The organism is Actinophytocola sp. (assembly GCF_045807065.1).
GTDB lineage: Bacteria > Actinomycetota > Actinomycetes > Mycobacteriales > Pseudonocardiaceae > Actinophytocola.
Map to the genome: position 1 here is coordinate 1 of NZ_JBJMIE010000386.1, position 24,628 is coordinate 24,628.

The 24,628-nt window shown below is 71.1% G+C and carries 28 protein-coding genes; 10 read left to right on the forward strand and 18 right to left on the reverse strand.

From position 1 onward, the window contains the following. From ACJ73U_RS22425 to ACJ73U_RS22460, 8 genes are all read right to left on the reverse strand, one after another. A partial coding sequence (locus ACJ73U_RS22425; protein ID WP_407779646.1) for a S1 family peptidase occupies nucleotides 1-412 on the reverse strand: 412 nt, incomplete at its 3' end. 166 nt (nucleotides 413-578) lie between these two features. Next, nucleotides 579-1,808, reverse strand: coding sequence for a precorrin-6Y C5,15-methyltransferase (decarboxylating) subunit CbiT (locus ACJ73U_RS22430; protein WP_407779647.1), 1,230 nt, complete (start codon nucleotides 1,806-1,808; stop codon nucleotides 579-581). Nucleotides 1,809-1,865: 57 nt separating this feature from the next. Further along, nucleotides 1,866-3,137, reverse strand: coding sequence for an ABC transporter substrate-binding protein (locus ACJ73U_RS22435; protein ID WP_407779648.1), 1,272 nt, complete (start codon nucleotides 3,135-3,137; stop codon nucleotides 1,866-1,868). A gap of 15 nt (nucleotides 3,138-3,152) precedes the next feature. Then, nucleotides 3,153-4,247 carry a branched-chain amino acid ABC transporter permease gene (locus ACJ73U_RS22440; RefSeq protein WP_407779649.1) on the reverse strand — a complete coding sequence of 365 codons (1,095 nt, stop codon included), beginning with the start codon at nucleotides 4,245-4,247 and terminating at the stop codon, nucleotides 3,153-3,155. Then, nucleotides 4,244-5,140 (reverse strand): branched-chain amino acid ABC transporter permease, encoded by an 897-nt coding sequence (locus tag ACJ73U_RS22445; RefSeq protein WP_407779650.1) that lies wholly within the window; start codon nucleotides 5,138-5,140, stop codon nucleotides 4,244-4,246. The genes ACJ73U_RS22440 and ACJ73U_RS22445 overlap by 4 nt, the downstream gene beginning before the upstream one ends. Then, a complete protein-coding gene (locus ACJ73U_RS22450) occupies nucleotides 5,137-6,894 on the reverse strand; it encodes an AMP-dependent synthetase/ligase (protein ID WP_407779651.1) in 1,758 nt (585 codons plus the stop codon). The genes ACJ73U_RS22445 and ACJ73U_RS22450 overlap by 4 nt, the downstream gene beginning before the upstream one ends. Further along, nucleotides 6,891-7,694 (reverse strand): ABC transporter ATP-binding protein, encoded by an 804-nt coding sequence (locus tag ACJ73U_RS22455; RefSeq protein ID WP_407779652.1) that lies wholly within the window; start codon nucleotides 7,692-7,694, stop codon nucleotides 6,891-6,893. Before ACJ73U_RS22455 ends, ACJ73U_RS22450 begins: the two co-directional genes overlap by 4 nt. Then, nucleotides 7,682-8,479 (reverse strand): ABC transporter ATP-binding protein, encoded by a 798-nt coding sequence (locus ACJ73U_RS22460; RefSeq protein ID WP_407779653.1) that lies wholly within the window; start codon nucleotides 8,477-8,479, stop codon nucleotides 7,682-7,684. The genes ACJ73U_RS22455 and ACJ73U_RS22460 overlap by 13 nt, the downstream gene beginning before the upstream one ends. Before the next feature lie 160 nt (nucleotides 8,480-8,639). On the opposite strand from ACJ73U_RS22460, the gene ACJ73U_RS22465 reads away from it, so the two are divergent. Beyond that, nucleotides 8,640-9,782, forward strand: a complete 1,143-nt coding sequence (locus ACJ73U_RS22465; RefSeq protein ID WP_407779654.1) for an 8-amino-7-oxononanoate synthase — start codon at nucleotides 8,640-8,642, stop codon at nucleotides 9,780-9,782. On the opposite strand, the gene ACJ73U_RS22470 is transcribed toward ACJ73U_RS22465, so the two are convergent. Genes ACJ73U_RS22470 through ACJ73U_RS22480 form a run of 3 tightly spaced genes read right to left on the reverse strand, consistent with a single transcriptional unit; the run spans nucleotide 9,779 to nucleotide 11,452 of the window. Further along, complete coding sequence (locus ACJ73U_RS22470) at nucleotides 9,779-10,213, reverse strand: GNAT family N-acetyltransferase (protein ID WP_407779655.1); 435 nt, start codon at nucleotides 10,211-10,213, stop codon at nucleotides 9,779-9,781. The genes ACJ73U_RS22465 and ACJ73U_RS22470 overlap by 4 nt on opposite strands. Nucleotides 10,214-10,225: 12 nt before the next feature. Continuing rightward, the gene (locus tag ACJ73U_RS22475; protein WP_407779656.1) at nucleotides 10,226-10,657 is read right to left on the reverse strand and encodes a pyridoxamine 5'-phosphate oxidase family protein; all 432 of its coding nucleotides are present in this window, start codon (nucleotides 10,655-10,657) and stop codon (nucleotides 10,226-10,228) included. Nucleotides 10,658-10,669: 12 nt separating this feature from the next. After that, complete coding sequence (locus tag ACJ73U_RS22480; protein ID WP_407779657.1) at nucleotides 10,670-11,452, reverse strand: S1 family peptidase; 783 nt, start codon at nucleotides 11,450-11,452, stop codon at nucleotides 10,670-10,672. A 111-nt stretch (nucleotides 11,453-11,563) separates the two neighbouring features. On the opposite strand from ACJ73U_RS22480, the gene ACJ73U_RS22485 reads away from it, so the two are divergent. Continuing rightward, nucleotides 11,564-12,394 carry a M15 family metallopeptidase gene (locus ACJ73U_RS22485; RefSeq protein ID WP_407779658.1) on the forward strand — a complete coding sequence of 277 codons (831 nt, stop codon included), beginning with the start codon at nucleotides 11,564-11,566 and terminating at the stop codon, nucleotides 12,392-12,394. Here ACJ73U_RS22485 and ACJ73U_RS22490 read toward each other — a convergent pair. Continuing rightward, entirely contained in the window at nucleotides 12,381-12,986 is a 606-nt protein-coding gene (locus tag ACJ73U_RS22490) for a TetR/AcrR family transcriptional regulator (RefSeq protein ID WP_407779659.1), read from the reverse strand. The genes ACJ73U_RS22485 and ACJ73U_RS22490 overlap by 14 nt on opposite strands. A 71-nt stretch (nucleotides 12,987-13,057) precedes the next feature. Between ACJ73U_RS22490 and ACJ73U_RS22495 the strand changes: the two genes are divergently transcribed. Beyond that, entirely contained in the window at nucleotides 13,058-13,609 is a 552-nt protein-coding gene (locus tag ACJ73U_RS22495; protein WP_407779660.1) for a peroxiredoxin-like family protein, read from the forward strand. Between the two features lie 25 nt (nucleotides 13,610-13,634). Here the strand turns inward: ACJ73U_RS22495 and ACJ73U_RS22500 are convergent, their stop codons facing one another. Next, nucleotides 13,635-14,699 (reverse strand): M48 family metallopeptidase, encoded by a 1,065-nt coding sequence (locus ACJ73U_RS22500; RefSeq protein WP_407779661.1) that lies wholly within the window; start codon nucleotides 14,697-14,699, stop codon nucleotides 13,635-13,637. Nucleotides 14,700-14,874: 175 nt separating this feature from the next. Here ACJ73U_RS22500 and ACJ73U_RS22505 point away from each other — a divergent pair, with 175 nt between their 5' ends. The 3 genes from ACJ73U_RS22505 to ACJ73U_RS22515 are packed head-to-tail and all read left to right on the forward strand — an operon-like array spanning nucleotide 14,875 to nucleotide 17,071. Further along, nucleotides 14,875-15,411 carry a YbhB/YbcL family Raf kinase inhibitor-like protein gene (locus tag ACJ73U_RS22505; RefSeq protein ID WP_407779662.1) on the forward strand — a complete coding sequence of 179 codons (537 nt, stop codon included), beginning with the start codon at nucleotides 14,875-14,877 and terminating at the stop codon, nucleotides 15,409-15,411. Between the two features lie 20 nt (nucleotides 15,412-15,431). Beyond that, nucleotides 15,432-16,793, forward strand: a complete 1,362-nt coding sequence (locus ACJ73U_RS22510; RefSeq protein WP_407779663.1) for a mycothione reductase — start codon at nucleotides 15,432-15,434, stop codon at nucleotides 16,791-16,793. Next, nucleotides 16,790-17,071, forward strand: a complete 282-nt coding sequence (locus ACJ73U_RS22515; RefSeq protein WP_407779664.1) for a histidine phosphatase family protein — start codon at nucleotides 16,790-16,792, stop codon at nucleotides 17,069-17,071. The genes ACJ73U_RS22510 and ACJ73U_RS22515 overlap by 4 nt, the downstream gene beginning before the upstream one ends. On the opposite strand, the gene ACJ73U_RS22520 is transcribed toward ACJ73U_RS22515, so the two are convergent. After that, on the reverse strand, nucleotides 17,039-18,535 hold the full coding sequence (locus ACJ73U_RS22520; protein WP_407779665.1) for a cobyric acid synthase: 1,497 nt from the start codon (nucleotides 18,533-18,535) through the stop codon (nucleotides 17,039-17,041). The two genes, ACJ73U_RS22515 and ACJ73U_RS22520, sit on opposite strands and share 33 nt — an antisense overlap. A 35-nt stretch (nucleotides 18,536-18,570) precedes the next feature. Here ACJ73U_RS22520 and ACJ73U_RS22525 point away from each other — a divergent pair, with 35 nt between their 5' ends. Next, nucleotides 18,571-19,272: an alpha/beta fold hydrolase gene (locus ACJ73U_RS22525; protein ID WP_407779666.1), complete on the forward strand. Its 702-nt coding sequence runs from the start codon at nucleotides 18,571-18,573 to the stop codon at nucleotides 19,270-19,272. 136 nt (nucleotides 19,273-19,408) lie between these two features. On the opposite strand, the gene map is transcribed toward ACJ73U_RS22525, so the two are convergent. From map to ACJ73U_RS22540, 3 genes are read right to left on the reverse strand one after another with little or no spacing between them, the layout of a single operon-like run. Next, complete coding sequence (gene map / locus ACJ73U_RS22530) at nucleotides 19,409-20,266, reverse strand: type I methionyl aminopeptidase (protein ID WP_407779667.1); 858 nt, start codon at nucleotides 20,264-20,266, stop codon at nucleotides 19,409-19,411. Nucleotides 20,267-20,275: 9 nt separating this feature from the next. Then, the gene (locus ACJ73U_RS22535; RefSeq protein ID WP_407779668.1) at nucleotides 20,276-22,057 is read right to left on the reverse strand and encodes a penicillin-binding transpeptidase domain-containing protein; all 1,782 of its coding nucleotides are present in this window, start codon (nucleotides 22,055-22,057) and stop codon (nucleotides 20,276-20,278) included. Between the two features lie 21 nt (nucleotides 22,058-22,078). After that, nucleotides 22,079-22,933 (reverse strand): GNAT family N-acetyltransferase, encoded by an 855-nt coding sequence (locus ACJ73U_RS22540; protein ID WP_407779669.1) that lies wholly within the window; start codon nucleotides 22,931-22,933, stop codon nucleotides 22,079-22,081. 83 nt (nucleotides 22,934-23,016) lie between these two features. On the opposite strand from ACJ73U_RS22540, the gene ACJ73U_RS22545 reads away from it, so the two are divergent. The 3 genes from ACJ73U_RS22545 to ACJ73U_RS22555 are packed head-to-tail and all read left to right on the forward strand — an operon-like array spanning nucleotide 23,017 to nucleotide 24,263. Beyond that, nucleotides 23,017-23,289 (forward strand): hypothetical protein, encoded by a 273-nt coding sequence (locus ACJ73U_RS22545; protein ID WP_407779670.1) that lies wholly within the window; start codon nucleotides 23,017-23,019, stop codon nucleotides 23,287-23,289. 30 nt (nucleotides 23,290-23,319) lie between these two features. Beyond that, the gene (locus ACJ73U_RS22550; RefSeq protein WP_407779671.1) at nucleotides 23,320-23,886 is read left to right on the forward strand and encodes a dihydrofolate reductase family protein; all 567 of its coding nucleotides are present in this window, start codon (nucleotides 23,320-23,322) and stop codon (nucleotides 23,884-23,886) included. Further along, nucleotides 23,883-24,263: a YciI family protein gene (locus tag ACJ73U_RS22555; protein WP_407779672.1), complete on the forward strand. Its 381-nt coding sequence runs from the start codon at nucleotides 23,883-23,885 to the stop codon at nucleotides 24,261-24,263. The genes ACJ73U_RS22550 and ACJ73U_RS22555 overlap by 4 nt, the downstream gene beginning before the upstream one ends. On the opposite strand, the gene ACJ73U_RS22560 is transcribed toward ACJ73U_RS22555, so the two are convergent. Then, a partial coding sequence (locus ACJ73U_RS22560; protein WP_407779673.1) for a flavodoxin-dependent (E)-4-hydroxy-3-methylbut-2-enyl-diphosphate synthase occupies nucleotides 24,260-24,628 on the reverse strand: 369 nt, incomplete at its 5' end. The two genes, ACJ73U_RS22555 and ACJ73U_RS22560, sit on opposite strands and share 4 nt — an antisense overlap.

The window sequence follows — 24,628 nt, forward strand, 5'->3', positions numbered from 1 at the left end:
TCAGGGACGTGTCCAGGGTCAGTACCGACGCGTCGCTCGTCAGCGCCGAGGAGTTCCAGTCCGGGTGGATCCAGATGTCGGTCACCCCCGCGGTCGTGCCGCCGTCCGCGGACAGCGTCGTGCGGCCCGCCACCACGCGGATCTCCGACGGGTCCTGGCCGTCCGTGCAGTGCGCGGCCGTCAGCACCTTCGTCGGGGCGACGATGGTGCCGCCGCAGAACTGGAAACCGTCCGGAGTGGTCAGCGCCACCACGAACGGGTTCTCCTCGATGGTCGTCTCCTCGCCCCCGATGATCTTCGGCTGGACGCTCGACGGCTCATCCGCGTGGGCGGTGGACACCGCGACGCCAAGCGTGGTGAATGCCGCCGCGGCAACCCCGATCAGGCGAAGCACACGCCTTGCCTCAGCCATGCCTGTCTCCCTTGTTCAGGCTCGTCGTGACCACGAGCTAGAACATGGCTACAAGGAGCACCCACGCGGCGCAATGGCTGAACGTTGTAGGCCGAACGGGTGATAAAGGTCAAAAATGAGGCGCTGACCTGCGGACAAACCGGCCATCACCCGATCGGATGGACTTTCACCGGCGACTGCCCCAGAGCAGCAGTGTGGACGTCCATTCCGCGACGGACGCACCGCCGCTGGAGAGCCCGTGGATCGGCGCGGCGGACAGCAGCCGGCCGTCCACCGCGTAGCCCGCGTCCACCAACGCGTCCCGTGCCGGGCCCACGCTGTCCAGCTCGTGCACCTCGATCACGATCCGCGACGCGCCCGCGGCGGCACACGCGCGCACCACGTCACCCCGCGCCGTGGCCAGGTACGTCGCGTCCGGCTCTGGCAGGCCGAGCAGGGCCTGGGGCAGCACGCCGTCGACCAACCGGACGTCCACCCCGAACCGGCGCGCGTTCGCGGCCAGGCGGACGCACATCCCGGCGTCGTTCTCCACCGCGAGCACGGCCGCGCCCAGCCGCGCCGCCTCGATGCCGACCGCACCCGAGCCCGCGACCACGTCCCACACCAGCGTCCCCGGCCGGGGCGCGAGCTTCGCCAGCGCCAGGGCACGCGACTCCGGCGAGCCGCACAGTCCGGGGGGATCCGTGAACGCCTCGGTCGCCAGCGCCCAGCCGCCCGCGGGTGGCGTCGGCTCCCCGCCCGCGAACCAGCCCGGAGCACCGATCCGGTCCAGCTCGGCCAGGCACAGCACCACGGTGGGGGCACGCCAGGCACGGGCCACCGCCTCCGCCGGATCCACTATGGACAGCTCCTCGGTCGGACCGCCGACGTCCTCGGCCACGACGAGGGTCCGGTGCCAGCCGGTCAGCGCCTCCGCGAGCTCCGCCGGTCCCGCACCGGTCGTGGTCAGCACGCCGACCGCCGGCCGCGCCCGGCACACGTTGACCGCGCGGCGGAGCCCGTCGCCGTGGGTGCTGACCACGGTCAGGTCGTCCCACGGTCGCCGGATCAGCGCCGCGACCCGCTGCACGGGTGACATCGCCGGCAGGCACTCGGCCGGCAGCCCGTGTGCCCGCAGCTCACGAAGCACGCCGAAGTACCCGGGGTCCCCGGACACCAGCACGACCGCCTGCTCCCCCGCCGCGACGGCGCTGGTCAGGGCGTCCAGCGCCGCCACGGGCAGGCACGACACGGCCGCCGGCACCTCCAGGACACCGTTCGCCCCGGGGTCGGCCGAGACGTGCCGGTGCAGGGCGGGGCCGGTCCCGACGACCAGCCGCGCCGCGGCAAGCGCTTGCCTCGCCCCGGGCGGCAACTGGTCGCCGGCGAGCCCGATCAGGGTCACCCTCGCGGTCATGCCGCCAATTCGACCACGCGACCGGTAACATCGCGGGAACTTTTCTCCGATTAGTGATCAGAGATCCGCTTTCTGGAACTCGAGCTCCTTCGCCGCGTCCGAGGTGAAGTTGTACTTCACCTTCTTCAGGCCGAACGGCTTGGTCGGGTCCACCGCGAAGATCGTGCTCGACCGCGGCGGGTTCCTGGTCGCCGCCGGCCCGTACCGGTAGTCACCGGTCAGCCCGTCGAAGCCGACCGTGCCCAGCGCGGCCGACGCCTTGAGGACGCCATCGCGCGACAGGTCACCCAGCTCGACGGCCTTCTCCAGCACCGCGGTCATCGCGCGGGCCTGGTTGTAGCCGAACGCGAAGTAGTAGTCCGGCTCCTGGTCGGGGGCGTACTTCGTCGCGTCGGCCACCATCTGCTTCATGCCCGGCACGGACTCGTCGCCCCACTCCGTGCCCTCGGCCACGATCAGCACGGACTGCTCCATGTAGGGCGCCACCGCGGACTTCGCGAGCGCGCCGGTGTAGCTCGGCGACTGTCCGAACCAGCGCGGCGCGAACCTCGCCTGCGCGGCCGTGCCCCAGATCTTCGCGGCGTCGGACGGCGTGGCCACGAGGAACACCATCTTGCACCTCGCCCCGGCGAGGGCGCCGATCTGGCCGGCGTAGTTCTCGGTGCCCACCTTGAACTTCTGCGTGTTGGCGACCGTGAAGCCGTACTTCTTCGCGGCGAAGTCGATGCCCTGCTGGCCGGCCTCGCCGTACACGTCGTCCTGGATCATCGTGCAGATCGTGTCGGTCCTGGCGCCGCCGCCGTCGGAGAGGTAGTAGTCCATCGCGTTGACGGCCTGCACCTGGTAGGGCGCACCGACCGGCAGCAGGTTGTCCTCACGCACCCAGAGCGCGTCCAGCGAGGCGGGCGCGGCGAGGATCTTGTCCGTCCGCAGCTGCGGCAGCACGGCCAGCGTCGGCGCGGTGCCCAGGACCTGGGTGAACGCGACCACGTCACCCTTGATCTTGTTGTACTTCTGGACCGCGACGTCGGTCCTGTACTGGGTGTCCTCCTGGACCAGCTCCACCTTGTACTTGCCGGCCACCCCGCCCGAGGCGTTGAGCGCCTTGAAGAACACCTCGTTGCCGGCGGTCAGCGGCTGCCCGATCACCGCGACGGTGCCGGTCAGCGGTGTGAGCACGCCGAGCTTGATGGTCTTGCCGTCGAAGCCGGTCGCGGTGCCCGGCGCGCCCGCCGAGCCGCCGCCGCCGCTCGTGTCCTGCCCCGCCCCGCCGCAGGCCACCAGGACCAGCGCGAGACCTGTCGCCACAACGCCCTTCAGCACCCGCATATGACGCTCCTTGCCTCAGTAGGAGAAGGGCCAGGACTTGAAGTAAGCCTTGACCCGGAACCAGATGCCGGCGAGCCCCCGTGGTTCGAACACGAGGAACAGCACGATCAGGAGCCCGAAGATGGCCTGGTTGAGCGCGAAGACGGAGATGAAGCCGTCGCCGCCCGCCTCGGTGGCGACGCCGGGGATGGCGCTGGAGTACTCGTCGATGAGTGCGGGCAGCGCGCCGACGAAGACCGCGCCGAGGATCGACCCGAAGATCGTGCCGAGCCCGCCGACGATGATGATCGCGATGTACTGGATGGACAGCAGGAGCGTCCAGTCGTCCGGGCTGACGTGCTGCTGGTAGGAGCCGAACAGCGCCCCGGCCATGGCGGCGATCGCGCTGGACACCACGAACGCGCCGATCTTGTACCGGCCGGCACGCACCCCGATGACCTCCGCGGCCTGGTCGTGGTCGCGGACCGCGCGCAGGGCCCGGCCGGGACGCGTGCGCACGAGGTTCTTGGCCAGCAACGCGACGATCGCGACGAGCCCCCAGACCAGCCAGAAGTACCCCTGGTTGCGGGAGTAGACCTCGCCGGCCAGCTTCAGGGAGCCCAGGTCGACCGGCCCGAGCGTGGCCCGCGCGCCGACGGACGTGCCGTTGTTCCCGCCGGTGACGTCGCGCAGGTTGCGCCAGAGGTGCTCGCCGATGAAGATCAGTCCGAGCGTGACGATCGCGAGGTAGTGGCCGCGGAGGCGGAGCGCGAACGGCCCGATGAGCCCGCCGAGCATCGCGCCGACGGCGGCGGACGCGAGGAGCCACACGGGGAGCGGCAGCCCGAGGTCCCCGCCGACGACCGCGGCCGCGTAGGCGCCGGCGCCGATGAAGAACGCGTGGCCGAGGGAGATCTGTCCGGTGTAGCCGGTGAGCAGGTTGAGCCCGATGGCGCCGACCGCGGTGATGCCGGAGTAGATGAGGACGGACAGCCAGAAGTCGTCCCGCACGATCGTCGGCAGCACGAGGAGGGTGACGAGCATGAGCGCGAGGCCGGCCTTGGCCATGGGCGAGCCGAAGAGGCGCAGGTCCTGGGCGTAGCCGCGGACGAGGTTGCGGTGGGGCTTCATACCCGCCTCACCTCCTTGGTGCCGAGCAGCCCGTACGGTCGGATGAGCAGGATCACGATCATGAGCACGTACGGCACGATGACCGAGACGTTGTCGCCGGCCCAGGAGAACAGCTGGTCCTGGTAGCCGCGGGTGAGTGCCTCGGCGAGTCCGATGATCATGCCGCCGAGCACGGCGCCGGCCGGCGAGTCCAGGCCGCCGAGGATCATGGCGGGGAACGCGGCGAGTGCGATGGAGCTGATCGAGGGTTGCAGGCCGCCCGGTCCCGCGGCGAGGGTGATGCCGGCCAGTGCGGCGAGGGCGGCGGCGATGGCCCAGCTCGTCGCGTAGACGCGGCGGGCGCTGATCCCCTGTGCCAGCGCGGCTTCCGGGTCGAAGGCGGTCGCCCGCATGGCCAGTCCCGTCCGGGTGTACCGGAAGAAGACGAAGAAGGCGACCACCACCGCGGCGGTGATGCCGATGGTCCAGAGGTCGCGTACGCCCAGGACCAGCTGCCCGACCTGGATGGTCTGGATGTTCCAGGGGTTGTCCACCGGGCGGTTGTCGAAGCCCCAGATGGCCGTGGTGAGTGGTTCCAGGACGAACAGCAGGCCGATCGTGATCATGATGACGGCGAACGGGGGTTGGCCGACCATGCGGCGCAGCACGAGTCGCTCGACGCTCGCGCCGACGACGGCCGCGCAGACGCAGGCGAGGAGGATCGCGACGCCGAACGCGATGGCGAGGTTGTTGGAGAAGGTGTAGCCGAGGTAGGCGCCGAGCGCGAGCAGGCCACCCTGGGCGAAGTTGATGACCCCGGTGGACTTGTAGATGACCACGAAGCCCAGGGCGACCAGCGCGTAGGTGGACCCGAGCGCGAAGCCGGCGAAGACGTTGGTGAGGAGGGTGATCATGTGTACATCGCCTCGATCTCGGGGTCGAAGCGTTGTTCCAGGGCTCTGCGCTTGACTTTCTGCGTTGCCGTCAGTTCGCCGTCCTCGTGGTCGAGCTCCTTGGTGATCAGGGTGAAGCGTTTGACGCGTGCCACCTGTGCCAGGTCCTTGTTCGTCTCCTGGACCACGTCGTCGATCAGGCGACGGACCTCGTCCTTCGTGGACAGGTCCGCATAGGTCGTGTAGGCAAGACCTCTTCGGGACGCCCAGTTGCCCACCGTGTCCAGTTCTATGCCGATCAGCGCGGTGACGTACGTGCGGCGGTCGCCTATCACCACCGCCTCGCGGATGTACGGGGAGACTTTCAGGCGGTTCTCGATCTCCGACGGGGAGATGTTCTTGCCGCCCGCGGTGATGATGATGTCCTTCTTGCGGTCGGTGATCCGCAGGAAGCCGTCCGGGCTGAGCTCGCCCACGTCGCCCGTGTGTAGCCAGCCCTCGTCGTCCACCGCCGCCTTCGTCGCCACCGGGTCGTTGAGGTAGCCCTGGAACACACCCGCCGACCGGGTCAGGATCTCGCCGTCGGGGGCTGTGCGGACCTCCACCGACGGTAGGGCGGTGCCCACCGCGCCGAGGCGGATGTCGCCCTCGGGGGTCAGGGTGCAGATCGCCGTGTTCTCCGTCTGGCCGTAGCCCTCGCGGACCGGAATCCCTATGGCCCACAGGTACTCCAGCACCTGCGGGGCGATCGGGGCCGCGCCGCTGATCGCCGCGCGCACGCGGGACATGCCCAGTTTCTCCCTCAGGGCACGGAAGACCAGCAGCTCGCACGCACCGAGCACCACGCGGTCGAGCACCGTGAGGCGCCGGGCCATGCGGCGTGGCGCGATCCGGCGGCCCTGGCGCACGCACGCCTTGTACAGCAACCGTTTGAGGCGGCTCGCGTCCGCCATCCTGATCTCCACGGTCGCCAGCATCTTCTCCCACACCCTTGGCACGCCGAGGAAAACCGTCGGCTGCACGTCGCGGAGGTCCTGGGGGAAGGACGGGCCGCCCTCGCCGAAGTTCACCACCAGGCCCGCCCACACGCCGTCGATCACCGAGATCAGGCGTTCGGCCACGTGGCACAGCGGGAGGTAGCTCAGTACCTCGTCACCCCGGCGGGCACCGAGCACCACCGCGGTCTCGCCCGCCGCGACCAGGTTCGCGTGGGAGATCATCGCGCCCTTCGGCGGGCCCGTCGTGCCGGACGTGTAGACCAGGACGGCCGTCGCGTCGGGGTCCAGTGCCGCCACCGACTCCTGGTAGGCCGCCAGATCCGCGTGCTGTTCCAGGGAGGCGAACGTCGGTACCCCGTCGGGCACGCCGCGGGGGTCGATCACCACCACGTGCCGCAGCAACGGCAGCCGGTCGCGCACCTCCAGGGCCTTGTCCAGCTGCTCCTCGTCCTCGGCGATCAGGACCGACGCCGCCGAGTGCGACAGCAGGTACTCCACCTCCGCCGCCGGTGAGGTCGGGTAGATGCCGACCGTGCACGCCCCGAGGCCCTGCACGGCCAGGTCCGCGACCACCCACTCCGGGCAGTTCTCCGCGTGCACCGCGACCCGGTCGCCTGGGCCGACCCCCAGCGCACGCAGGCCCGCGGCGACGGACGCGACCCGCTCCGCGTACTCCGCCCACGTCCACTCCCGCCAGACGCCGCGGTACTTCTCGCGGACCGCCACGTCGTCCGGGCGCTGCCTCGCGTTCTCCAGCAGCCGCGCGCACAGGCTCACGCGGCACCCCCGAGGTACGCCTCGACCACCTTCGGGTCGTGCTGGATCTCCTCCGGGGCACCCATGGCGATCGGCGTGCCGAAGTCCAGGGCCAGCACGCGGTCGGCGAGGTCCATGACCAGGCGGGTGTCGTGCTCCACCAGGATCATCGCCAGGTTCAGCTCCCGGCGGACCTCCACCAGGTACCTGGCCATGTCCTCGGTCTCCTCGACGTTCATGCCGGCGACCGGCTCGTCCAGGAGCAGCAACCTCGGCGCCATGGCCAGCGCCCGCCCCAGCTCCGCGCGTTTCGCCACGCCGTAGGGCAGCAGGCCGGCCGGGGTGTGGCGGTACGGCTCCAGCTCCAGTAGCTCGACGATCTCCTCCACCGCGGCCCGGTGCGTCACCTCCTCGCGCTTGGCACGGCCCCACCACGCCATCCCGGCGAGGATCCCGGTGCGCATCAGGTGGTGGCGGCCCAGCATGAGGTTCTCGATGAGCGTGAGCTGCTCGAACAGGCCCAGGTTCTGGAACGTCCGCGCCACGCCCAGGCCGGCGATGCTGGCCGGCGACCGGCCGTCGAGCCGCTCGCCGGCCAGCGTGATCGTGCCGCGTTGCGGGCGGTAGACGCCGTTGAGGCAGTTGAAGATGGACGTCTTGCCGGCGCCGTTGGGGCCGATGACGGCGAAGAGCTCACCCTCGCCGACGGTGAAGCTCACGCCGGAAAGGGCCGTCACGCCGCCGAAGCGCAGCGTCAGGTCCGAGACCTCCAGCAGGGGAAGGCCCAAACCCGGACGGTTCGCTCCGCTCACGCGCTCCATCGCTTCTTCCTCCGGTAGCTCTTGACCTCGGCGAACGAGCGGCGGTCGGCGTCCGCGGTGGCACCCAGGTAGAACTCGCGGATGTCCTCGTCGTCGAGCAGCTCCGCGGCCGGGCCGTCGCGCACGACCTTGCCGACCTCCAGCACGTAGCCGTAGCTCGCGATCGACAGCGCCATCACCGCGTTCTGCTCGACCAGCAGCACGCTCGTACCCTGGCCGTTGATCTGCACGACGATGTCGCGGACCTGCTCGACGAGCCGGGGCGCGAGGCCGAGTGACGGCTCGTCGAGCAGCAGGAGCCTGGGTCCGGCCATGAGCGCCCGACCGATCGCGAGCATCTGCTGCTCACCGCCGGACAGGTACCCGGCAGTGGCGCGGCGGCGCTGGGCGAGGATCGGGAACAGGTCGTACACCCTGGTCAGGTCGTCGCGGTACTCGCCGCGCCGCCGGGAGTGGGCGCCGGCACGCAGGTTCTCCTCGACGGTCATCTCCGCGAAGATCCGCCTGCCCTCCATGACCTGCGCGACGCCGCGGCGCACCACGCGCGCGGGGTCCGCGCCGGTCAGGTCGTCGCCGCCGACCCGCACCGAGCCCTTGGTGATCTTGCCGCGGTGGGCGATGAGCAGGCCGGTGACCGCGCGCAGCAGGGTGGTCTTGCCGGCACCGTTCGCGCCGAGCAGCGCCACGATCGCGCCGTCCGGCACGTCGAGGGACAGGCCGCGGAGCACGAGTACGACGTCGTCGTACACGACCTCGAGGTTGTTGACCGACAGAACAGACACCATGGGGCCGCTCCGGGAAGTGACGTCGATCACGCCAACCTCCGGACCGTAGCGGCCCGTCTCTCGGCGAGCAAGGACCGCGCCGAACCGTTACCAGCCGGGCATAACGCCCGCCGGCAGGCCTCCAGCGGCACGCGACCCGGCGAATGCCAGACTCGGTCGCGTGACCTCGGTTTTCGACTGGCTCGACAGCCACGCGGACGAGCGGCGCCGCGCCGGCCTCGCCCGGCAGCTGCGACCGCGCCGCGTCGACGCGGACCACCTCGACCTCGCCGGCAACGACTACCTCGGCCTGTCCCGCGACAAGCGGGTGACCGGGGCGGCCGCGGCGGCCACCCTGCGCTGGGGCGCGGGCTCGACTGCGTCGCGCCTGGTGACCGGCACGATCGAGATGCACACCGAGCTGGAGCACGAGCTGGCGGCGTTCTGCGGCGCACAGGCGGGGCTCGTGTTCTCGTCGGGTTTCATGGCGAACCTGGGCGTGGTGACCGCGCTGTCCGGCAAGGGTTCGGCCATCGTGACCGACGCCTACCTGCACGCCTCCCTGATCGACGGCTGCCGGCTCTCGCGCGCCGACGTGGCGGTGATGCCGCACGGCGACGTCGCGGCCATCGCCCACGCGCTGAAGACCCGGCGGACCGAGCGCGCGCTGGTGGTGACCGACTCGGTGTTCTCCGTCGACGGCGACCTGGTGGCGCTGCGTGAGCTGCACGCCGCCTGCCGCGAGCACAAGGCCGCGCTGGTCGTCGACGACGCGCACGGGTTGGGCGTGCGCGGCCCGGGCGGCCGGGGCGCGGTGGCCGAGGCGGGCCTGATCGGCGAGCCGGACGTGGTGACGACGATGACGCTGTCGAAGGCCCTCGGTGCCCAGGGCGGGGCGGTGCTGGGGCCGCGCCGGGTGATCAAGCACCTGGTCGACACGGCGCGGAGCTTCATCTTCGACACCGGCCTGGCCCCGTCGAGCACGGCGGCCGCGCTGACCGCGCTGCACGTCCTCAAGGACGAGCCGGGCCTACCCGAGCGGGTGCGGACCGTGGCCGTGACCCTGGCCGCGCGGCTGCGGTCGGCCGGCCTGACGGTGACCGAGCCGGACGCCGCCGTGGTGTCGGTGCTGGTGCCGACGCCGGCACAGGCGGTGACGTGGGCCGAGGACTGCCGCGCGGCGGGTGTGCTGGTGGGTTGCTTCCGGCCCCCGTCGGTGCCGGACGGCGTCTCGCGGCTACGCCTGACGGCGCGCGCGGACCTGACGGAGGCGGACCTGGACCGGGCGGTCGAGGTGATCACCCGGCACGCGCCGCGGACCTAACCGGCCGCAGGCCTGCGCATCGTGATGTGCTCGATGCCGTCCTCCAGGTAAGGCGTGCCGGCCGGTTCGAAGCCGAAGCGGGCGTAGAACCGCTGGGCGTAGGTCTGGGACTCGAGGACGGCCGCCTCGTCCCCGATGCGTTCCATCGCGGCCTTCATCAGCAGGGCGCCGAGGCCGGTGCCGCGGGTCTGCCGCGTGGTGCAGACCCGACCGATGCGGGCCGTGCCGTCGGGGTCACGGAGCAGGCGGAGGTACCCGTGCGGCTCGTCGTCGGGCTGCCACCACAGGTGGACGGTCGACGGGAGCAGGTCGCGGCCGTCGAGGTCCTGGTACAGGGACTCCTGCTCGATGACGAACACGGCCGACCGCAACACGAGCAGCGGGTACAACTGGGCGGCGGTGATCTCGTCGCCGGTCGCGGAGTACAGCACGATCCCTGGATATCAGATCCACTCGCCGTCACGCATGAGGTCCCTGCCCGCGATCTCGTTGACCTCGCGCCACGCCTGGACGACCCTGGGCTCGACCCGGAAGTACGGGTAGTTCGCCAACGTCCGGGGGTCGAAGCCGGTGCGCTCGGCGAACGCGGCCTTGACCGCGTCGGCCGGCTCGACGCGGCTGGCGACGCCGTCGATCGACACGACGTCCCTGGTCTCACCAAGCGTCAGCCGGATCCGGCCGTTCGCCGCGATGTTGCGGGCCGTCGGGTTCGTGGCCAGCGTCGACAGGTACAGCGCGGCGCCGTCCCAGTGGAACGACAGCGGCACCAGGCACGGCACGCCTCCGTCCGCGGTCGCCACCCACGCGTCAACGTCATGCTCGAGCCTGCGAACGGTGTCTTCGCGGCGCTGCTCACGGGTCCTCGGTTCCGCCATGGCCCCATTTGATCACGCTCGTGACTGGACCTGGCCCTTCAGCTCGTCGAGGTAGGTGATCACACGGGTGTACACGCCCGGCTTGCCCGCCGCGGCGCAGCCCTCGCCCCAGGACACGATGCCCACCAGGCGGCCGTCCTCGACGAGGGGGCCGCCGGAGTCGCCCTGGCAGGAGTCGACGCCACCCTGGGGCTCGCCCGCGCAGACCATCGCCTCCCGCTTGTAGGACTGGTAGGCCTTCGTGCAGTCCTCGTCGGTGGTGATGGGCACGGTCGCCTTCAGCAGGTACCGGGACGGCTGGCCGTCGACGGCGGTGCGGCCCCAGCCCAGGACCTGGGTCTGCCGGCCGGCGCCGTACAGGTCGGCGTCGCCCGGCGCCGGCAGGTCGAGCGCCTTGTACGGGAGCCGCGTCGCGAGCGTCAGGACCGACACGTCCGCGCCGGTGCGCACGTCGGTGAACTCCGGGTGGACCCAGATGGACCGGACCTCGCTGGTCACGCCGGCGTCGCTCTGCTTGTCCTCGCGGCCGGCGACGACCCGGATCTCCTCCGCGTCCTTGCCCACCGTGCAGTGCGCGGCCGTGACGACCTTGTCGTCGTCGACCAGCGTGCCGCCGCAGAACTGGAAGCCGTCCGCGGTCGTGAGGAACACGACGTACGGGAAGTCCGCGATGCTCGCCCGGTCACCGCCGACGATCTCCTGGCTCGCGCCGGCCTGTGTGAACCCGACCACCGCCGCGGCCGTGGCCAGCGCGGTGGCGAGCAGGACGCGGGTGAGCCGCGAGGTCGACCCCATGTGCATGTCTCCTCACTGTTGGTGCCACGACCCTGTCGGTTCGGCACGGGCGAAGGCAACTTGACCATGTAGCTCGACCGGGTGAACTCTGCGATCGGGCATGCTGGAGGCGTGCGCAGAGTCCTGGTGTTCGCCGCCCTCCTGTTGGCGGGCTGTTCGAGCGCGACATCGCCGGCCGCGCCGACCCCGCGAGCCCACTCGTCCTCGACGTCCGTCCCGTCCGGGACGACACCGGTCCCCGCCGCTCCACAGTGGACCGTGGGGGCCACGCCGCTGCCGCTGCGGCCGGACGGGTACGGGCAGGTGCTGCCGACGCCACCCGTGCTCGCGAACCGGTCCCTGCCGACCCTCGACCGGCTGCCACCACCGGCCGGCGGCCGGTACGCCTCGACCGTCGCCCCGGTGCCGGCGGACGTGCTGGCGCGCAGCACGTGGCAGCCGTCCTGCCCGGTGGCCGTCGCCGACCTCCGGTACCTCACGATGTCGTTCTGGGGCTACGACAACCGCGCGCACACCGGCGAGATGATCGTCGCCGCGCGGTTCGCGGACGCGGTCACCCGCGTGTTCGGGCACCTGTACGACGCGCGGTTCCCGATCGAGGAGATGCGCGTGGCGACCGCCGCCGAGCTGTCGGCGCCCCCGACCGGCGACGGCAACAACACGACCGCCTTCGTGTGCCGCAGCGCGACGAAGCAGACGCGGTGGTCGGCGCACGCCTACGGCCTGGCGATCGACGTGAACCCGTTCTGCAACCCCTACATCCGGGGGGACCTGGTGCTGCCGGAGCTCGCATCGTCCTATGTGGACCGGTCGAACGTGCGGCCCGGCATGGTCGAGCCCGGCGACGTCGTCGTGCGGTCGTTCGCGGCCATCGGCTGGTCGTGGGGCGGGGAGTGGCAGTCCCTCAAGGACATCCAGCACTTCACCGCTACGGGTGACTGAGCCCCCGCAGCACGATCTCCAGTCCACCGCGGAACTCCGCGTCGGCGCCGATTCCCCTTGCCGTCGCGGCGGTTTCCGCCAGCAGCGGGAGCCGCTCCTGCGCCGCCATCGCCGCGGTGCCGGCGCCCGCCAGCGGGCCGAAGTGCTCGTTCTGCAACGTGCCGAGGAAGTACGCGACGATGGTCCGCTGCGCGATCACCCGCCGCTCCCCCGTGAACCCGGCCTCGGTGAGGATGGCGAGCATCGCCTCGATCTGCACCAGTGACGCGGGCACGGCGTGCCGGTGCCGCAGGAGCAGGGGCACGGTCGCCGTGTGCGTGACCACCGCCTCGCGGACGCGGGTCAGCACCTCGGTGATCCGTTCGCGCCAGTCGCCCGGCGGGACGGCCAGGTCGACGGCGGACAGCACGTGGTCGACGACGAGCACCTCCAGCTCGTCCTTGTCGGACACGTACCGGTACAGCGACATCGTCGCCATGCCCAGCTCCTTGGCGACCGCGCGCATGGTCAGCGCGTCGGGCCCGTCCCGGTCGAGCACCGCGAGGGTGGCGGTCACGAGGCGGTCGGCGGTCAGGGAGCGTGGCCGGGGCACGAGTTGACAGCGTACGCGATACGCGCATACTCGTAGATGTACGTCGTACGCTTACATCTCGAGGAGGGTCCATGGAGCACGTGCCGGCCAGGGAGCTGGTCGACGTCCACGGCGCACCGGTGCGCCTGCCGAATCCGGATCGCCTGGTGCACTTACAGTTCCGCCGCTTCGCGGGCTGCCCGGTGTGCAACCTCCACCTGCGCTCGTTCGTGGCGCGGCACGAGGAGGTCGAGGCCGCGGGCGTCCACGAGGTGGTGGTGTTCCACACGAACACCGCGGACCTGCTGCCACACGTGGCCGACCTGCCGTTCGACGTGGTCGCCGATCCGGCCAAGGACCTGTACCGCGAGTTCGGCGTCGAGTACTCGCCCCGGTCGCTGCTGCACCCGAAGGCGTGGCCGTGGATCGTGCGGGCCGTCGCGGCCGCGCTGCCGGACGTCGTGCGCAAGCGGAAGCCCGCGCCGCCGCCCAGGCCCGAGGGCGGCCGGCTCGGGCTGCCGGCGGACTTCCTCATCGCGCCGGACGGCCGGGTGCTCGCGAGCCACCACGGCAGGCACGTCTACGACCAGTGGTCGGTCGACGAGCTGCTGGACCTGTCGCCGGTACGGCTCAGGCGGACATGAGGAAGAGACGGCCGCCGGCCGCGTGTCAGTTGGTGTTCTCGCCGCCGCTGTCGTCGGTGGCGCCGCCGCGGCGCCCGAAGCCGCCGAACATCCGTCCCGCGGCGCCGGACACCGCCTCGCCGACCTCGCTCAGGACCTTGGCGAGCGGGTCGGTCGAGTTCGACCACGACTCCTTGTACGACTGCCCCGCCGCCTTGACGTCGTCCATCAGGTTCGAGGAGGGCTGGTCGTCGTCGCGGCGCAGGTAGTCGCCGGCGAGGATGGCCCGGTACTCCTCGGACGCGGCCCAGCGCTGCAGCTGCGCGGCACGCACGACGGCGAACGGGTGGCTCATGTTCTCGACGGTCATCAGCTTCAGGATGCTGTCGCGGACGTCGTCGACTTCCTCGTACTCCCTGGCCTGCCGCAGGAACTCGGGGATGTCGACGTCGGACATCTCGATACCGCCGGCCATGTACACGTGCGAGCGCAGCGCCGCCGCCGGGTCCTGCGAGCACAGCAGCCCGGCGCGGTCGCCGGTCAGCTCGGCCTTGCGGTACCACTCCATGAGCGCGGCGATGACCGCGCGCAGGCCGAGCGCGCCCAGCGCCATCCACTGGACGCTGGACTGCAGGCGCAGCAACCGCATCAGGAGCGTGCGCAGCACGTTGTGGCCGGAGAGGATGTGCCCGACCTCGTGGCCGATCACCACGCGCATGCTGTCGTTGTCGAGCGCCTCGACGATCCCGGTGGTGACCACGATGAACGGCTTGTCGATGCCGATGGCGTACGCGTTGGCGACCGGGTGCCGCGCGACGAACACGTCGGGCACGGTGTCCAGGTCGAGCGTCTCGGCGCAGTCGACGCGCAGCTGGTTGAGCCGCGGGTACTGCTTCTCCCCCACGCGGATGGCGGAGGCGAGCGCGAACAGCCGCTCGGCCCGCTCGTTCCACATCCCGGCGACGGCCTTCAGCACGGAGGCCACGCCGGGCACGGCACGCAGGGTGGCCATGGCCGCGCGGTCGGCCGGGTGCTCGTAGGCCCGCGGGCTGATGCCGCGGAAGCGCACCCGTGTCGTTCCGCTCTGCTCGATGTCATTGTTGTCGGTCAAAGCGGCCTCCCTCGGTCCGTGCGCCCACCCTATGCCCCGGACCGTGATCGAAGGGTGAGTTCGGCCGAGGCGCACAGGCGGATCGGCCCGTACGGGCACATCGCGGACGGCGGCGCGACCCCGCCAGGACTAGGGTTGACGCGCCCCTGAAAGTGATCACCAGACTGGAGACACGATGAGCCTGGAGCGCCCCACCGCGCCCGATCCGTACTCGCTGCTGCCGGCCGTCGGCTCGTTCACCGTCACCTCAACCGATGTCGCCGACGGGCAGCAGCTGCCGCTCTCCGCCGCGCACGGGATGGCCGGCGGCGAGAACATCTCGCCGCAGCTGTCGTGGTCGGGCGCCCCGGAGGGGACGAAGAGCTACGTGGTCACGTGCTTCGACCCGGACGCGCCCATCCCCGGTGGGTTCTGGCACTGGATCGCGGTGAACATCCCCGCCTCGACCACCGAGCTGCCGGCCGGCGCGGGTGCCGGCGACGACAGCCTGCCCGGCGACGCGTTCCACGTCCGCAGCGACTTCTCGACCCGCGAGTACGGCGGCGCCGCCCCGCCGGAGGGCGACGTGCCGCACCGCTACTACTTCGTGGTGCACGCGGTGGACGTCGAGAAGCTGGAGGTCGACGAGAACGCCTCGGCCGCCTTCGTGAGCTTCAACCTCGCGTTCCACACGCTGGCCAGGGCAGTCATCACCCCGACATACCAGCACTGAGTTTCATGTTGAATGGGGCCGTGACGCATTACGACCTGGTCATCATCGGCACGGGCTCCGGCAACTCGATCCTCGACCGGCGGTTCGCCGACTGGCGGGTCGCGATCGTCGAGAAGGGTGTGTTCGGCGGCACCTGCCTGAACGTGGGCTGCATCCCGACGAAGATGTTCGTGCACCCCGCCGACCTGGCCGCGACGCCGGGCGCGGGGGCACGGCTCGGGGTGGACCTGACACTCGACGGCGTGCGCTGGCGGGACGTCCGGGACCGGATCTTCGGCCGGATCGACCCGATCGCCGCGGGTGGCCGCGAGTACCGCCGGCACCACCCGGACAACGCGAACGTCACCGTGTACGAGGGGACCGCCAGCTTCACCGGCCCGCGTGAGCTCGAGGTCGACGGCACGCCGGTGACCGCCGACCGGATCGTGCTGGCGGCGGGTGGTCGGCCGGTCCTGCCGGACATCCCGGGCCTCGCCGAGATCGGCTACCACACCTCCGACACGATCATGCGGCTCGACGAGCTGCCGCGACGCCTGACGATCATCGGCAGCGGGTTCGTGTCCGCGGAGTTCGCGCACGTGTTCTCGTCGTTCGGCGTCGAGGTCTCGGTCATCGCGCGGTCGAACGCGTTGCTGCGGCACGAGGACGACGACATCAGCGCCCGGTTCACCGAGCTGGCGCGGCAGAAGTGGGACGTCCGGCTGGAGCGGAAGGTGCTGCGCGCCACGCGTTCGTCCGGCGCCATCCAGCTGGACCTGGACGGCGACGAACTGGAGACCGACCTCGTCCTGGTGGCGATCGGGCGGACGCCGAACTCCGACCTGCTGAACCTGCCGGCCGCGGGCGTCGACGTCACGCCGACGGGCCACGTGGTGGTCGACCCGTACCAGCGCACGACGGCCGAGGGCGTGTGGGCGCTGGGCGACCTCAGCTCGCCGTTCGAGCTGAAGCACGTGGCGAACCACGAGGCGCGGATCGTCCAGCACAACCTGCTGCACCCGGCCGCGCCGATCGCCGCGGACCACCGGTTCGTACCGCACGCGGTGTTCACGGCCCCACAGGTCGCGTCGGTGGGGTTGACCGAGGAGCAGGCCGCCACGCAGGGCATCCGTTACGTGACGGCGAAGCAGGACTACGCCGGCATCGCGTACGGCTGGGCCATGGAGGACACGACGGGGTTCGCGAAGCTGCTGGCGGACCCGGTGTCGGGACAGCTGCTGGGCGCGCACATCCTGGGGCCGCAGGCGTCGACGCTGATCCAGCCCCTCATCCAGGCGATGAGCTTCGGCCTGGACGCGCGGACCATGGCGAGCGGCCAGTACTGGATCCACCCGGCGATGCCGGAGCTGGTGGAGAACGCACTGCTCAACCTGCCGCTGTGAGGCGGGTGCTGTTGGCCCGGCATGGGCAGACGGAGTGGAACGTGCTGGGCCGGCTCGACTCTCCCCTGACGGCCGACGGTCTCGCACAGGCGCACCGCCAGCCGCTGATCGTGTCACACGAGATGATCAGCCGAATGCTGGTGCGCAACCTCCTGGCCGAGGAGCCGGCCGACGCGCTGCGCCGCACCCAACCACACGACGTAATCTACGTGGTGAGCGACGGCACGCTCACCACCGCGCGTCCCTCAGCCGAGGACAGTGCGCAGTCGCGGCAGTGAGGTGGGACCGTCCACGATCAGCTTCTCCAGCGCCGCGGTGTCCAGGTGCTGGGCGGCGAGATCGCCGAGGGTGTCGAGTTGGGCGGACCGGGCCGCCGCGACGTCGACGTCCGGTGCGGGGGTGAAGCCGGGTCGGCCGGCGCGTTCCCCCACCCAGCCGAGGAGGGTGCGGCGGAAGTCGTCGTTGTCGAGCAGGCCGTGCCAGTGCGTGCCGGTCACGCGGTCGGTGTGCACTCCTTCCGCCGAGCCGTCGGCCAGCTCGACGAGATGTGGGCGCGGTTGGCGGGTGACCCGGCCGTGGTGGATCTCGTAACCGGTCACGGGGTGGTCGAGTGCGGTGCCGGCGGGACGGGTCAGGGTCTTGTCGGCGGCGAACTCGACCTCCAGGTCGACCAGCCCCAGCCCGGCGACCTCGCCCCGGCCGGACTCGACGTGGTCGACGATGCGGCGGCCGAGCATCTGGTAGCCGCCGCAGATGCCGAGGACGGGCGTGGTCGTGCCGACGATGGCGTCCGCGAGACCCCTGTCCCGCAACCACTCCAGGTCGTCCACGGTGGACTTGGAGCCGGGCAGGACGATGAGGTCGGCGTCCGCGAGGCGCGACGGCTCGGTGACGAACCGGACGGCGACACCCGGTTCGCAGGCGAGCGCCTCGACGTCGGTGGCGTTGGAGATGCGGGGCAGGCGCACGACGGCGACGCGCAGCCACTGGTCGCCGTGCGGTGGCCGGGGCCGGCCGATGACGCCGTCCGGGCTGTAGGAGAGGGAGTCCTCGGTGTCGAGCCAGAGGTCCTCGCGCCAGGGCAGGACGCCGAGGACGGGTCGTCCGGTGGTGTCGGTGAGCCAGTCGAGTCCGGGCTGGAGGAGTGTCCGGTCGCCCCGGAACTTGTTGACGGCGAAGGCCTGGATCATGTCCTGGTCGGCCGGGTCGAGGACGGCGAGCGTGCCGAAGAGGTGGGCGAGGACACCGCCGCGGTCGATGTCCCCGACGACGAGGACGGGTAGGTCGGCGGCGCGGGCGAGCCCGAGGTTGGCGATGTCCCGGTCGCGGAGGTTGACCTCGGCGGGCGACCCGGCCCCCTCGCAGATGACGACATCGAACTCGGACCGCAAGTCGTCCAGTGTGGACAGGACGACGTCGGTGAAGTCCCGCTCCCGGTAGTCGCGCAGGGTGCCGGCGGCCCTGCCGTGGATGACGACCTGGGAGCTGCGGTCCGATCCGGGCTTGAGCAGCACCGGGTTGAAGCGGGTGCTGGGCTCGAGACCCGCGGCGCGGGCCTGCGTGGCCTGTGCCCGACCGATCTCCCCGCCGCCGGGGGTGACGGCCGAGTTGTTGGACATGTTCTGCGCCTTGAACGGCGCGACGCGCACGCCCTGCCGCGCGAGCCAGCGGCAGATCCCGGCGACCAGCACACTCTTACCCGCGTCCGACGACGTGCCGGCGACGAGCAGCGCTCCCCGCATGTCCACCCCTTTCGTCACCTGCAATCATCGCGGTCATGCCCGCGACCCCGGTCACCGCCGTCCTGGTGCACAGCCCGTTCCTCGGCCCGGCGAGCCTGCGCCCCCTGGCCGACGCGCTGGCGTCGCTGGGGCATCCGGCGGTGCTGCTGGACCTGCGCCCGTCGGTCGTGGCCCCACCCGTGCACCAGGTGCTGCTGGGCGCGTTCGCCGACGCGATGAGCGAGGAACTGCTCGACGGTCCTGTGGTGCTGATCGGTCACAGCGGCGCCGGTCCGCTGCTGCCCGCGTTCGCCGATTCCCTGGAGGAGGCGGTCACGGGCCTGGTCTTCGTGGACGCGGGCCTGCCGACCCCGGGCCGTTCCTGGCGGGAGACCGTGCCCGCGGCCCTGTACGCGCAGCTGCGGGCCTCGACACGGGAGGGCCAGCTCCCCCGCTGGCAACGCTGGTTCGACCCGGACCCGCTGGAGACCCTGGTCACGGACCCGACCCTCCGCGCGGAGATCGCCGACGAGGCCCCGGAGGTCCCGATCGCGTTCCTGAAGGAGGAACGCCCGGACGTGGAGTGGACCGGCCCGGCGGGCTACGTCCTGCTGTCCGACCCGTACGCCGACGACGCCGCGGCCGCGGAGGCGAAGGGCTGGCCGGTCCGGCGCCTGGACACCCACCACCTGGCGCCCGCCACCGACCCGCAGCCGGTGGCCACAGCCATCCTGGAGGTCCTGACCGAACTGCTCTGACCGCGTGTCCAACCAAACGAACACGCGTGTCCAACGCCCACGACCCGCGAGTTCAACAAATGCGTCAGGCACGATTTGTTGGACTCGGGGGTCATCCGCGTTGGACACGGGGGTCATCCGCGTTGGACACGCGGGGTCAGGGGAGGGTCAGGATCTCGGCGCCGTCGTCGGTGACCACCAGGGTGTGTTCGAACTGCGCGGTCCAGCTCTTGTCCTTGGTGGTGACCGTCCAGCCGTCGTCCCAGATGTCGTAGTCGATGCCGCCCAGGGTGATCATCGGCTCGATGGTGAAGGTCATTCCCTTCTCGATGACCGTTTCCACCGCCGGCTCCTCGTAGTGGAGGATCACCAGGCCGCTGTGGAACGCCCGGCCGATGCCGTGGCCCGTGAAGTCCCGGACCACGTCGTAGTTGAAGCGCTTCGCGTACGACTCGATCACCCGGCCGACGACGTTCAGCGCACGACCCGGACGCACCGCCCTGATCGCGCGCATCGTCGCCTCGTGGGTGCGTTCGACCAGCAGGCGGACCTCCTCGTCGACCTCCCCCGCCAGGAACGTCGCGTTCGTGTCGCCGTGGACGCCGCCGATGAACGCCGTCACGTCGATGTTGACGATGTCGCCGTCCTCGATGCGGGTCGTGTCGGGGATGCCGTGGCAGATCACCTCGTTGAGCGACGTGCAGCACGACTTGGGGAAGTGCCGGTAACCGAGCGTCGACGGATACGCGTGGTGGTCCAGCAGGAACTCGTGCACGATCGCGTCGATGTCGTCCGTGGTGGCGCCCGGTTTGACCGCCTTGCCGCCCTCGGCCAGTGCCCGCGCGGCGATCCGGCCGGCCACCCGCATGGCCTCGATCGTCTCCTCCGTCTGCACCCACGGCTCGACGTTGCGCGCGGGCGCCGGCTTGTCCACGTACTCCGGCCGCGTGATCGAGGCCGGCACGGAACGGCGCGGTGACTGGACGCCAGGCTTCAACGGGGCACGAACAGGCATGTCTCCACCCTAGGACAGCGCCGAGAGGAAGCGGGTCGCGGCTGCCACCGCCTTGCTGGACACCCCGGCGTCGGTCAGCAGCACGGCGAACGCCAGATCTCCCTGGTACCCGACGAACCACCCGTGGGCGTGCGTGCCGTCGCCGAACTGCGCGGTGCCGGTCTTGCCCCGCAGCTCCGGGAACGCGGCCAGCGCCGGTGTCGACCGCGCCATCTCCAGCATCATCGCGCGCACGCCGTCGAGGACCTGCGGTGACACGGGCCGCGCGGACGAGTCCGCCTTCGTCGTCGCGCCGCGCAGCAGTGACGGCGTCGGCATCTTCCCCGTCGCCACGGTCGAGACCACGAGTGCCATCCCGAACGGGCTGGCCACGACCTTGCCCTGGCCGAACCCGTCCTCCGCGCGCTCGACCACCCCGGACGCGTTCGGCACCGAGCCCGTCACCGTCGTCGCGCCGGGCAGCACGAAGTCGACGCCCAGCCCCAGCTGCTTCGCCGCGTTCGTCAGGTCTGCGGGGCCCATCTGCGAGGCCAGCTGCGCGAACGTCGTGTTGCACGACACCGCGAACGCCGTCGACAGCGGGATGGTGCCCTTGTCGAACCTGCCCGCGTTCGGGATCTCACGGCCGTCGATGACGGTGGTCGCCGGGCAGCCGACCGGGGTCGCGGCCGTGACCTTGCCGGCCGACAGCGCCGCCGTCGCCGTGACGATCTTGAACGTCGAGCCCGGCGGGTAGCGGCCCATGAGCGCGATCGGGCCCTGCGCGTCGGCGGACGCGTTCTGGGCCACCGCCAGCAGCTCCCCCGTCGACGGCTGCATCGCGACGATCACCGAGGGCGTCGGCTCCGTGTTCACCGCCGCCTGTGCCGCGTTCTGCACGCCGACGCTCAGCGTGGTGGTCGCCGCCGTGGCCGGCTGCGCGGCCTTCGCGTACAGCTCCTCGACCTCCGCGCCGGTCGGGTCGGTCGTGATCACCCGCCAGCCCGCCTTGCCGGTCAGGTCCGACTCGACGACCTTGCGGATGCCCGGCACCACGGTCGGCGCGAACGCCTTGTCGGGCGGCAGCAACCGGGGCGCGGACGTGAACCGCACGCCCGGCAGGTCGTAGATCGCCGGCTTGACCGCCTCGTAGCTGGTCTGCCGCAACGCGACCACCTGGTAGGGCTGGCCGGCCGGTGTCTTGTTCACCCCGTCGAGGATCGACTGCTGCGTGATCGTGTTGTCGATGCCGGACAGCGCGGTCGCGAGCGCCCCGGCCACCGCGTTCACGTCGCCGGCCTTGTCCTTCTCCAGCAGCACGGAGACGACCCGGTCGGGTGAGAGCACGAGGTTGCCGTCACGGTCGAGCACCGGCGCGAGCTCCGGCTGCTGCCCCTGCACCGCGATGGCCTGCTGCTGCGCGAGCTTGGGGTGGATGACGGTCGGGGTCCAGTGCACCCGCCACGCGCCGTCACCGCTCTGCAACTCGAAGTGGGCGTCGTACGACCACGTGCGGTTCTGGCCGAGGTCCCAGGTGAGCCTGTACGTCGCGGTGGCGGTCGCCGCGTTGTCCGTCTTCGCGACGTCCTTGACCTGTGCCGTCACCGACTTCGGCTCGAGCGCCTTGCGCACGGCCGACATCTGCTTCTTGGCCGAGTCCACCGAGTCGGTCTGCTTGGCCGCCGCGTCGAGGTCGCCCTTCGCGAACGCCGCGGCGAACGCGTTGGCGGTGTCCTCCGGCTGGGGCTCGGAGCTACAGGCGGCCAACGGCAGGAGCAGGGTCAGGGCTGCGACCAAACGGGTGACACGCACGGCGGCGAGTATGCCGCAAATCTAGAACAACACCGTCGCGTACTGGCCGACCTGGTTGAAACCGATCCGCTTGTACGCCGACTGGGCGACCACGTTGTAGGCGTTGACGTACAGGCTCGCCGTGCGCCCCAGCCCGCGCACGAGCCGGTCCACGACGGCGGCCGTGCCGGTCGAACCGAGCCCGCGGCCGCGCCGGTCCGGGTGCACCCACACGCCCTGGATCTGCCCGACGGCCGACGACAGGGCGCCGATCTCCGCCTTGAACACCACGTTCCCGCCCTCGAACCGGGCGAAGGCGCGGCCGGCCGCGATCAGCTCGGCGACGCGGGCCCGGTAGCTGGCGCCGCCGTCACCCGCGCGCGGGTCGACGCCGACCTCCTCGATGAACATGGCGATCGCGGCGGGCAGGTAGCGGTCCAGCTCCTCGGGACGCACCGGCCGCACCATCGGGTCGGGCGCGATGGTCGGTGCCTTGCCGGTGGCCATCAGCGGCTGGTCGGCGCGGACCTCGCGGGCGGGTCCCCAGTCCAGCTCCAGCTCCGACCACAGCCCGAGCACCTGCTCGGCCGGCCCGACGACCGACGAGCACATCCGCCGCCGCCGCAACGCCCGGTCGGCGAACGCCCGCAGTGCGGCCCGGTTGCCCTGCAACGGGATCAGGTTCGAGCCGGCGAAGCACAGCGAGTCGAGGCGGCCGCCGCGGAACCCCCGGGGCTCGCACCCCCACAGCTCGCCGCCGAGCCGCCACGGGTCCATGCCGAGGTTCTCGATCCGCGACGCGACCATGCAGGACGCGACGGGATCCGCCATGAGCATCGCACGCACGGCCAACCGATCCCGCTCATCGAGCAGCCGTGCACCCGCAAGCCGCAACACATGCACCAGCGTGCCAGATGAACACGCGGCAAGACAGCCGAGGGCCGGCACGCGCGGAATCGCTCCCGACCTGTCGATGTGCCGTGATCTGGATCGACGTGTGGCTGGACGTCCTCTTCGCGAAACGGAGCCCCGCCATGCGCTTCCTGATCCTCATCGAGCCGGCCGACCCCGCCGACGCGCCCGCCCTGACCCGCTACCACGAGGAACTCGTCGATGCCGGAGTGTTACTGGCCGGCGACCTGTCCGCCGGGTTCTGGCTGCTGGAGGTCGACTCCCCCGCGACCGCCGCCGAATGGGCCCGCCGGGCGCCCTGTGACGACGTGGAGATCAGGGAGATCGCCGAGTCGCGATGAGTTTCCGCGGTCGCGGCGGTCTAATCAGCCATGGGCAAACTCACTTACGGCTTCAACGTCTCGCTGGACGGTTACATCGCGGACAAGGACGGCGACATCGGCTGGACGACCCCGACGGACGAGATACACCAGTACTGGAACGACCACGTCAAGGACGTCGCGGTGTCGCTGTACGGCCGGAAGCTGTACGAGCTGATGTCCGCGCACTGGCCGACCGCCGACCAGGCCCCGGACGTGCCGGCGATCGAGGCGGAGTACGCCCGGCTGTGGCGTGCGATGCCGAAGGTGGTGTTCTCGAAGACCCTGGACGAGGTCGGCTGGAACTCCCGGCTGGAACGCGGTGACGTGGTGGAGGTGGCGCGGCGGATCAAGGCCGAGACCGACGGCATGATCGACGTGGCTGGGGCGACCCTCGCCGCGCCGCTCGTCCGGGCGGGTCTGGTCGACGAGTTCCAGGTGGTGCTGACCCCGGCCATGGTGGGTGGCGGCACGCCGTTCCTCCCCACGCTGGACCGGTGGGTCACGCTGGACCTGGTGGAGAACCGCACGTTCTCGTCCGGCGCGGTCCTGCTGCGGTACGTACCGAGGCCGGCGTGAGGTTCGTGGCGCTGATGTACACCGAGCCGGCACGCACCAGGGCCATGACCGCCGAGGAACACGTCGAGATCAAGCGGAAGTACGAGGAGCTGGGCACCGAGCTGCTCGCCTCCGGTGAGCTGCGCAACGGCTGCGGGATGGCCTACCCGGCCGAGACCCGCACGCTGCGCCGGCGTCGCGAGCCGGCGGACGGCCCGTTCCACACCGGCGACACGCTGCTGTCGGCATACTGGGTACTCGACTGCGCGTCACCCGAACGAGCGGAGGCCATCGCGGAGCGCATGCTCGACTGGCACGTCACGGCGGTCGAGGTCCGCGCCGTCCACGACTCCTTCGGCTTCGGCGAGGACGAGGGCGGGGACTTAGGAGTGGGCTAGGAGACGGACACGACCGGGGAGCCCGTTCCGGCGGCCTCCCCGGCCTCCTCGGCCTCGTCGGCGATGCGCATGGCTTCTTCGATGAGGGTTTCCACGATCTGGTGTTCGGGGACGGTTTTGATGACCTGGCCTTTGACGAAGATCTGGCCCTTGCCGTTACCCGAGGCGACCCCCAGGTCGGCTTCGCGGGCTTCGCCGGGGCCGTTGACCACACACCCCATCACCGCCACCCGCAACGGGATCTCCATCCCCGCCAACCCCGCCTTGACCTCATCAGCCAACAGGTACACATCCACCTGCGCCCGCCCACCCGATGGACACGACACTATCTCCAACTTCCGCGGCCGCAGGTTAAACGACTGCAA

What these genes read in the sequence shown, in the direction of transcription:
- ACJ73U_RS22480 (WP_407779657.1), bottom strand. Translation starts at nt 11,452, where the DNA reads ATGGGGTCGACCTCGCGGCTCACCCGCGTCCTGCTCGCCACCGCGCTG.
- ACJ73U_RS22495 (WP_407779660.1), top strand. Translation starts at nt 13,058, where the DNA reads ATGGAGCACGTGCCGGCCAGGGAGCTGGTCGACGTCCACGGCGCACCG.
- ACJ73U_RS22440 (WP_407779649.1), bottom strand. Translation starts at nt 4,247, where the DNA reads ATGAAGCCCCACCGCAACCTCGTCCGCGGCTACGCCCAGGACCTGCGC.
- ACJ73U_RS22525 (WP_407779666.1), top strand. Translation starts at nt 18,571, where the DNA reads ATGCCCGCGACCCCGGTCACCGCCGTCCTGGTGCACAGCCCGTTCCTC.
- ACJ73U_RS22520 (WP_407779665.1), bottom strand. Translation starts at nt 18,535, where the DNA reads ATGCGGGGAGCGCTGCTCGTCGCCGGCACGTCGTCGGACGCGGGTAAG.
- map (WP_407779667.1), bottom strand. Translation starts at nt 20,266, where the DNA reads ATGCCTGTTCGTGCCCCGTTGAAGCCTGGCGTCCAGTCACCGCGCCGT.
- ACJ73U_RS22475 (WP_407779656.1), bottom strand. Translation starts at nt 10,657, where the DNA reads ATGGCGGAACCGAGGACCCGTGAGCAGCGCCGCGAAGACACCGTTCGC.
- ACJ73U_RS22455 (WP_407779652.1), bottom strand. Translation starts at nt 7,694, where the DNA reads ATGGAGCGCGTGAGCGGAGCGAACCGTCCGGGTTTGGGCCTTCCCCTG.
- ACJ73U_RS22445 (WP_407779650.1), bottom strand. Translation starts at nt 5,140, where the DNA reads ATGATCACCCTCCTCACCAACGTCTTCGCCGGCTTCGCGCTCGGGTCC.
- ACJ73U_RS22550 (WP_407779671.1), top strand. Translation starts at nt 23,320, where the DNA reads ATGGGCAAACTCACTTACGGCTTCAACGTCTCGCTGGACGGTTACATC.
- ACJ73U_RS22430 (WP_407779647.1), bottom strand. Translation starts at nt 1,808, where the DNA reads ATGACCGCGAGGGTGACCCTGATCGGGCTCGCCGGCGACCAGTTGCCG.
- ACJ73U_RS22460 (WP_407779653.1), bottom strand. Translation starts at nt 8,479, where the DNA reads ATGGTGTCTGTTCTGTCGGTCAACAACCTCGAGGTCGTGTACGACGAC.
- ACJ73U_RS22505 (WP_407779662.1), top strand. Translation starts at nt 14,875, where the DNA reads ATGAGCCTGGAGCGCCCCACCGCGCCCGATCCGTACTCGCTGCTGCCG.
- ACJ73U_RS22435 (WP_407779648.1), bottom strand. Translation starts at nt 3,137, where the DNA reads ATGCGGGTGCTGAAGGGCGTTGTGGCGACAGGTCTCGCGCTGGTCCTG.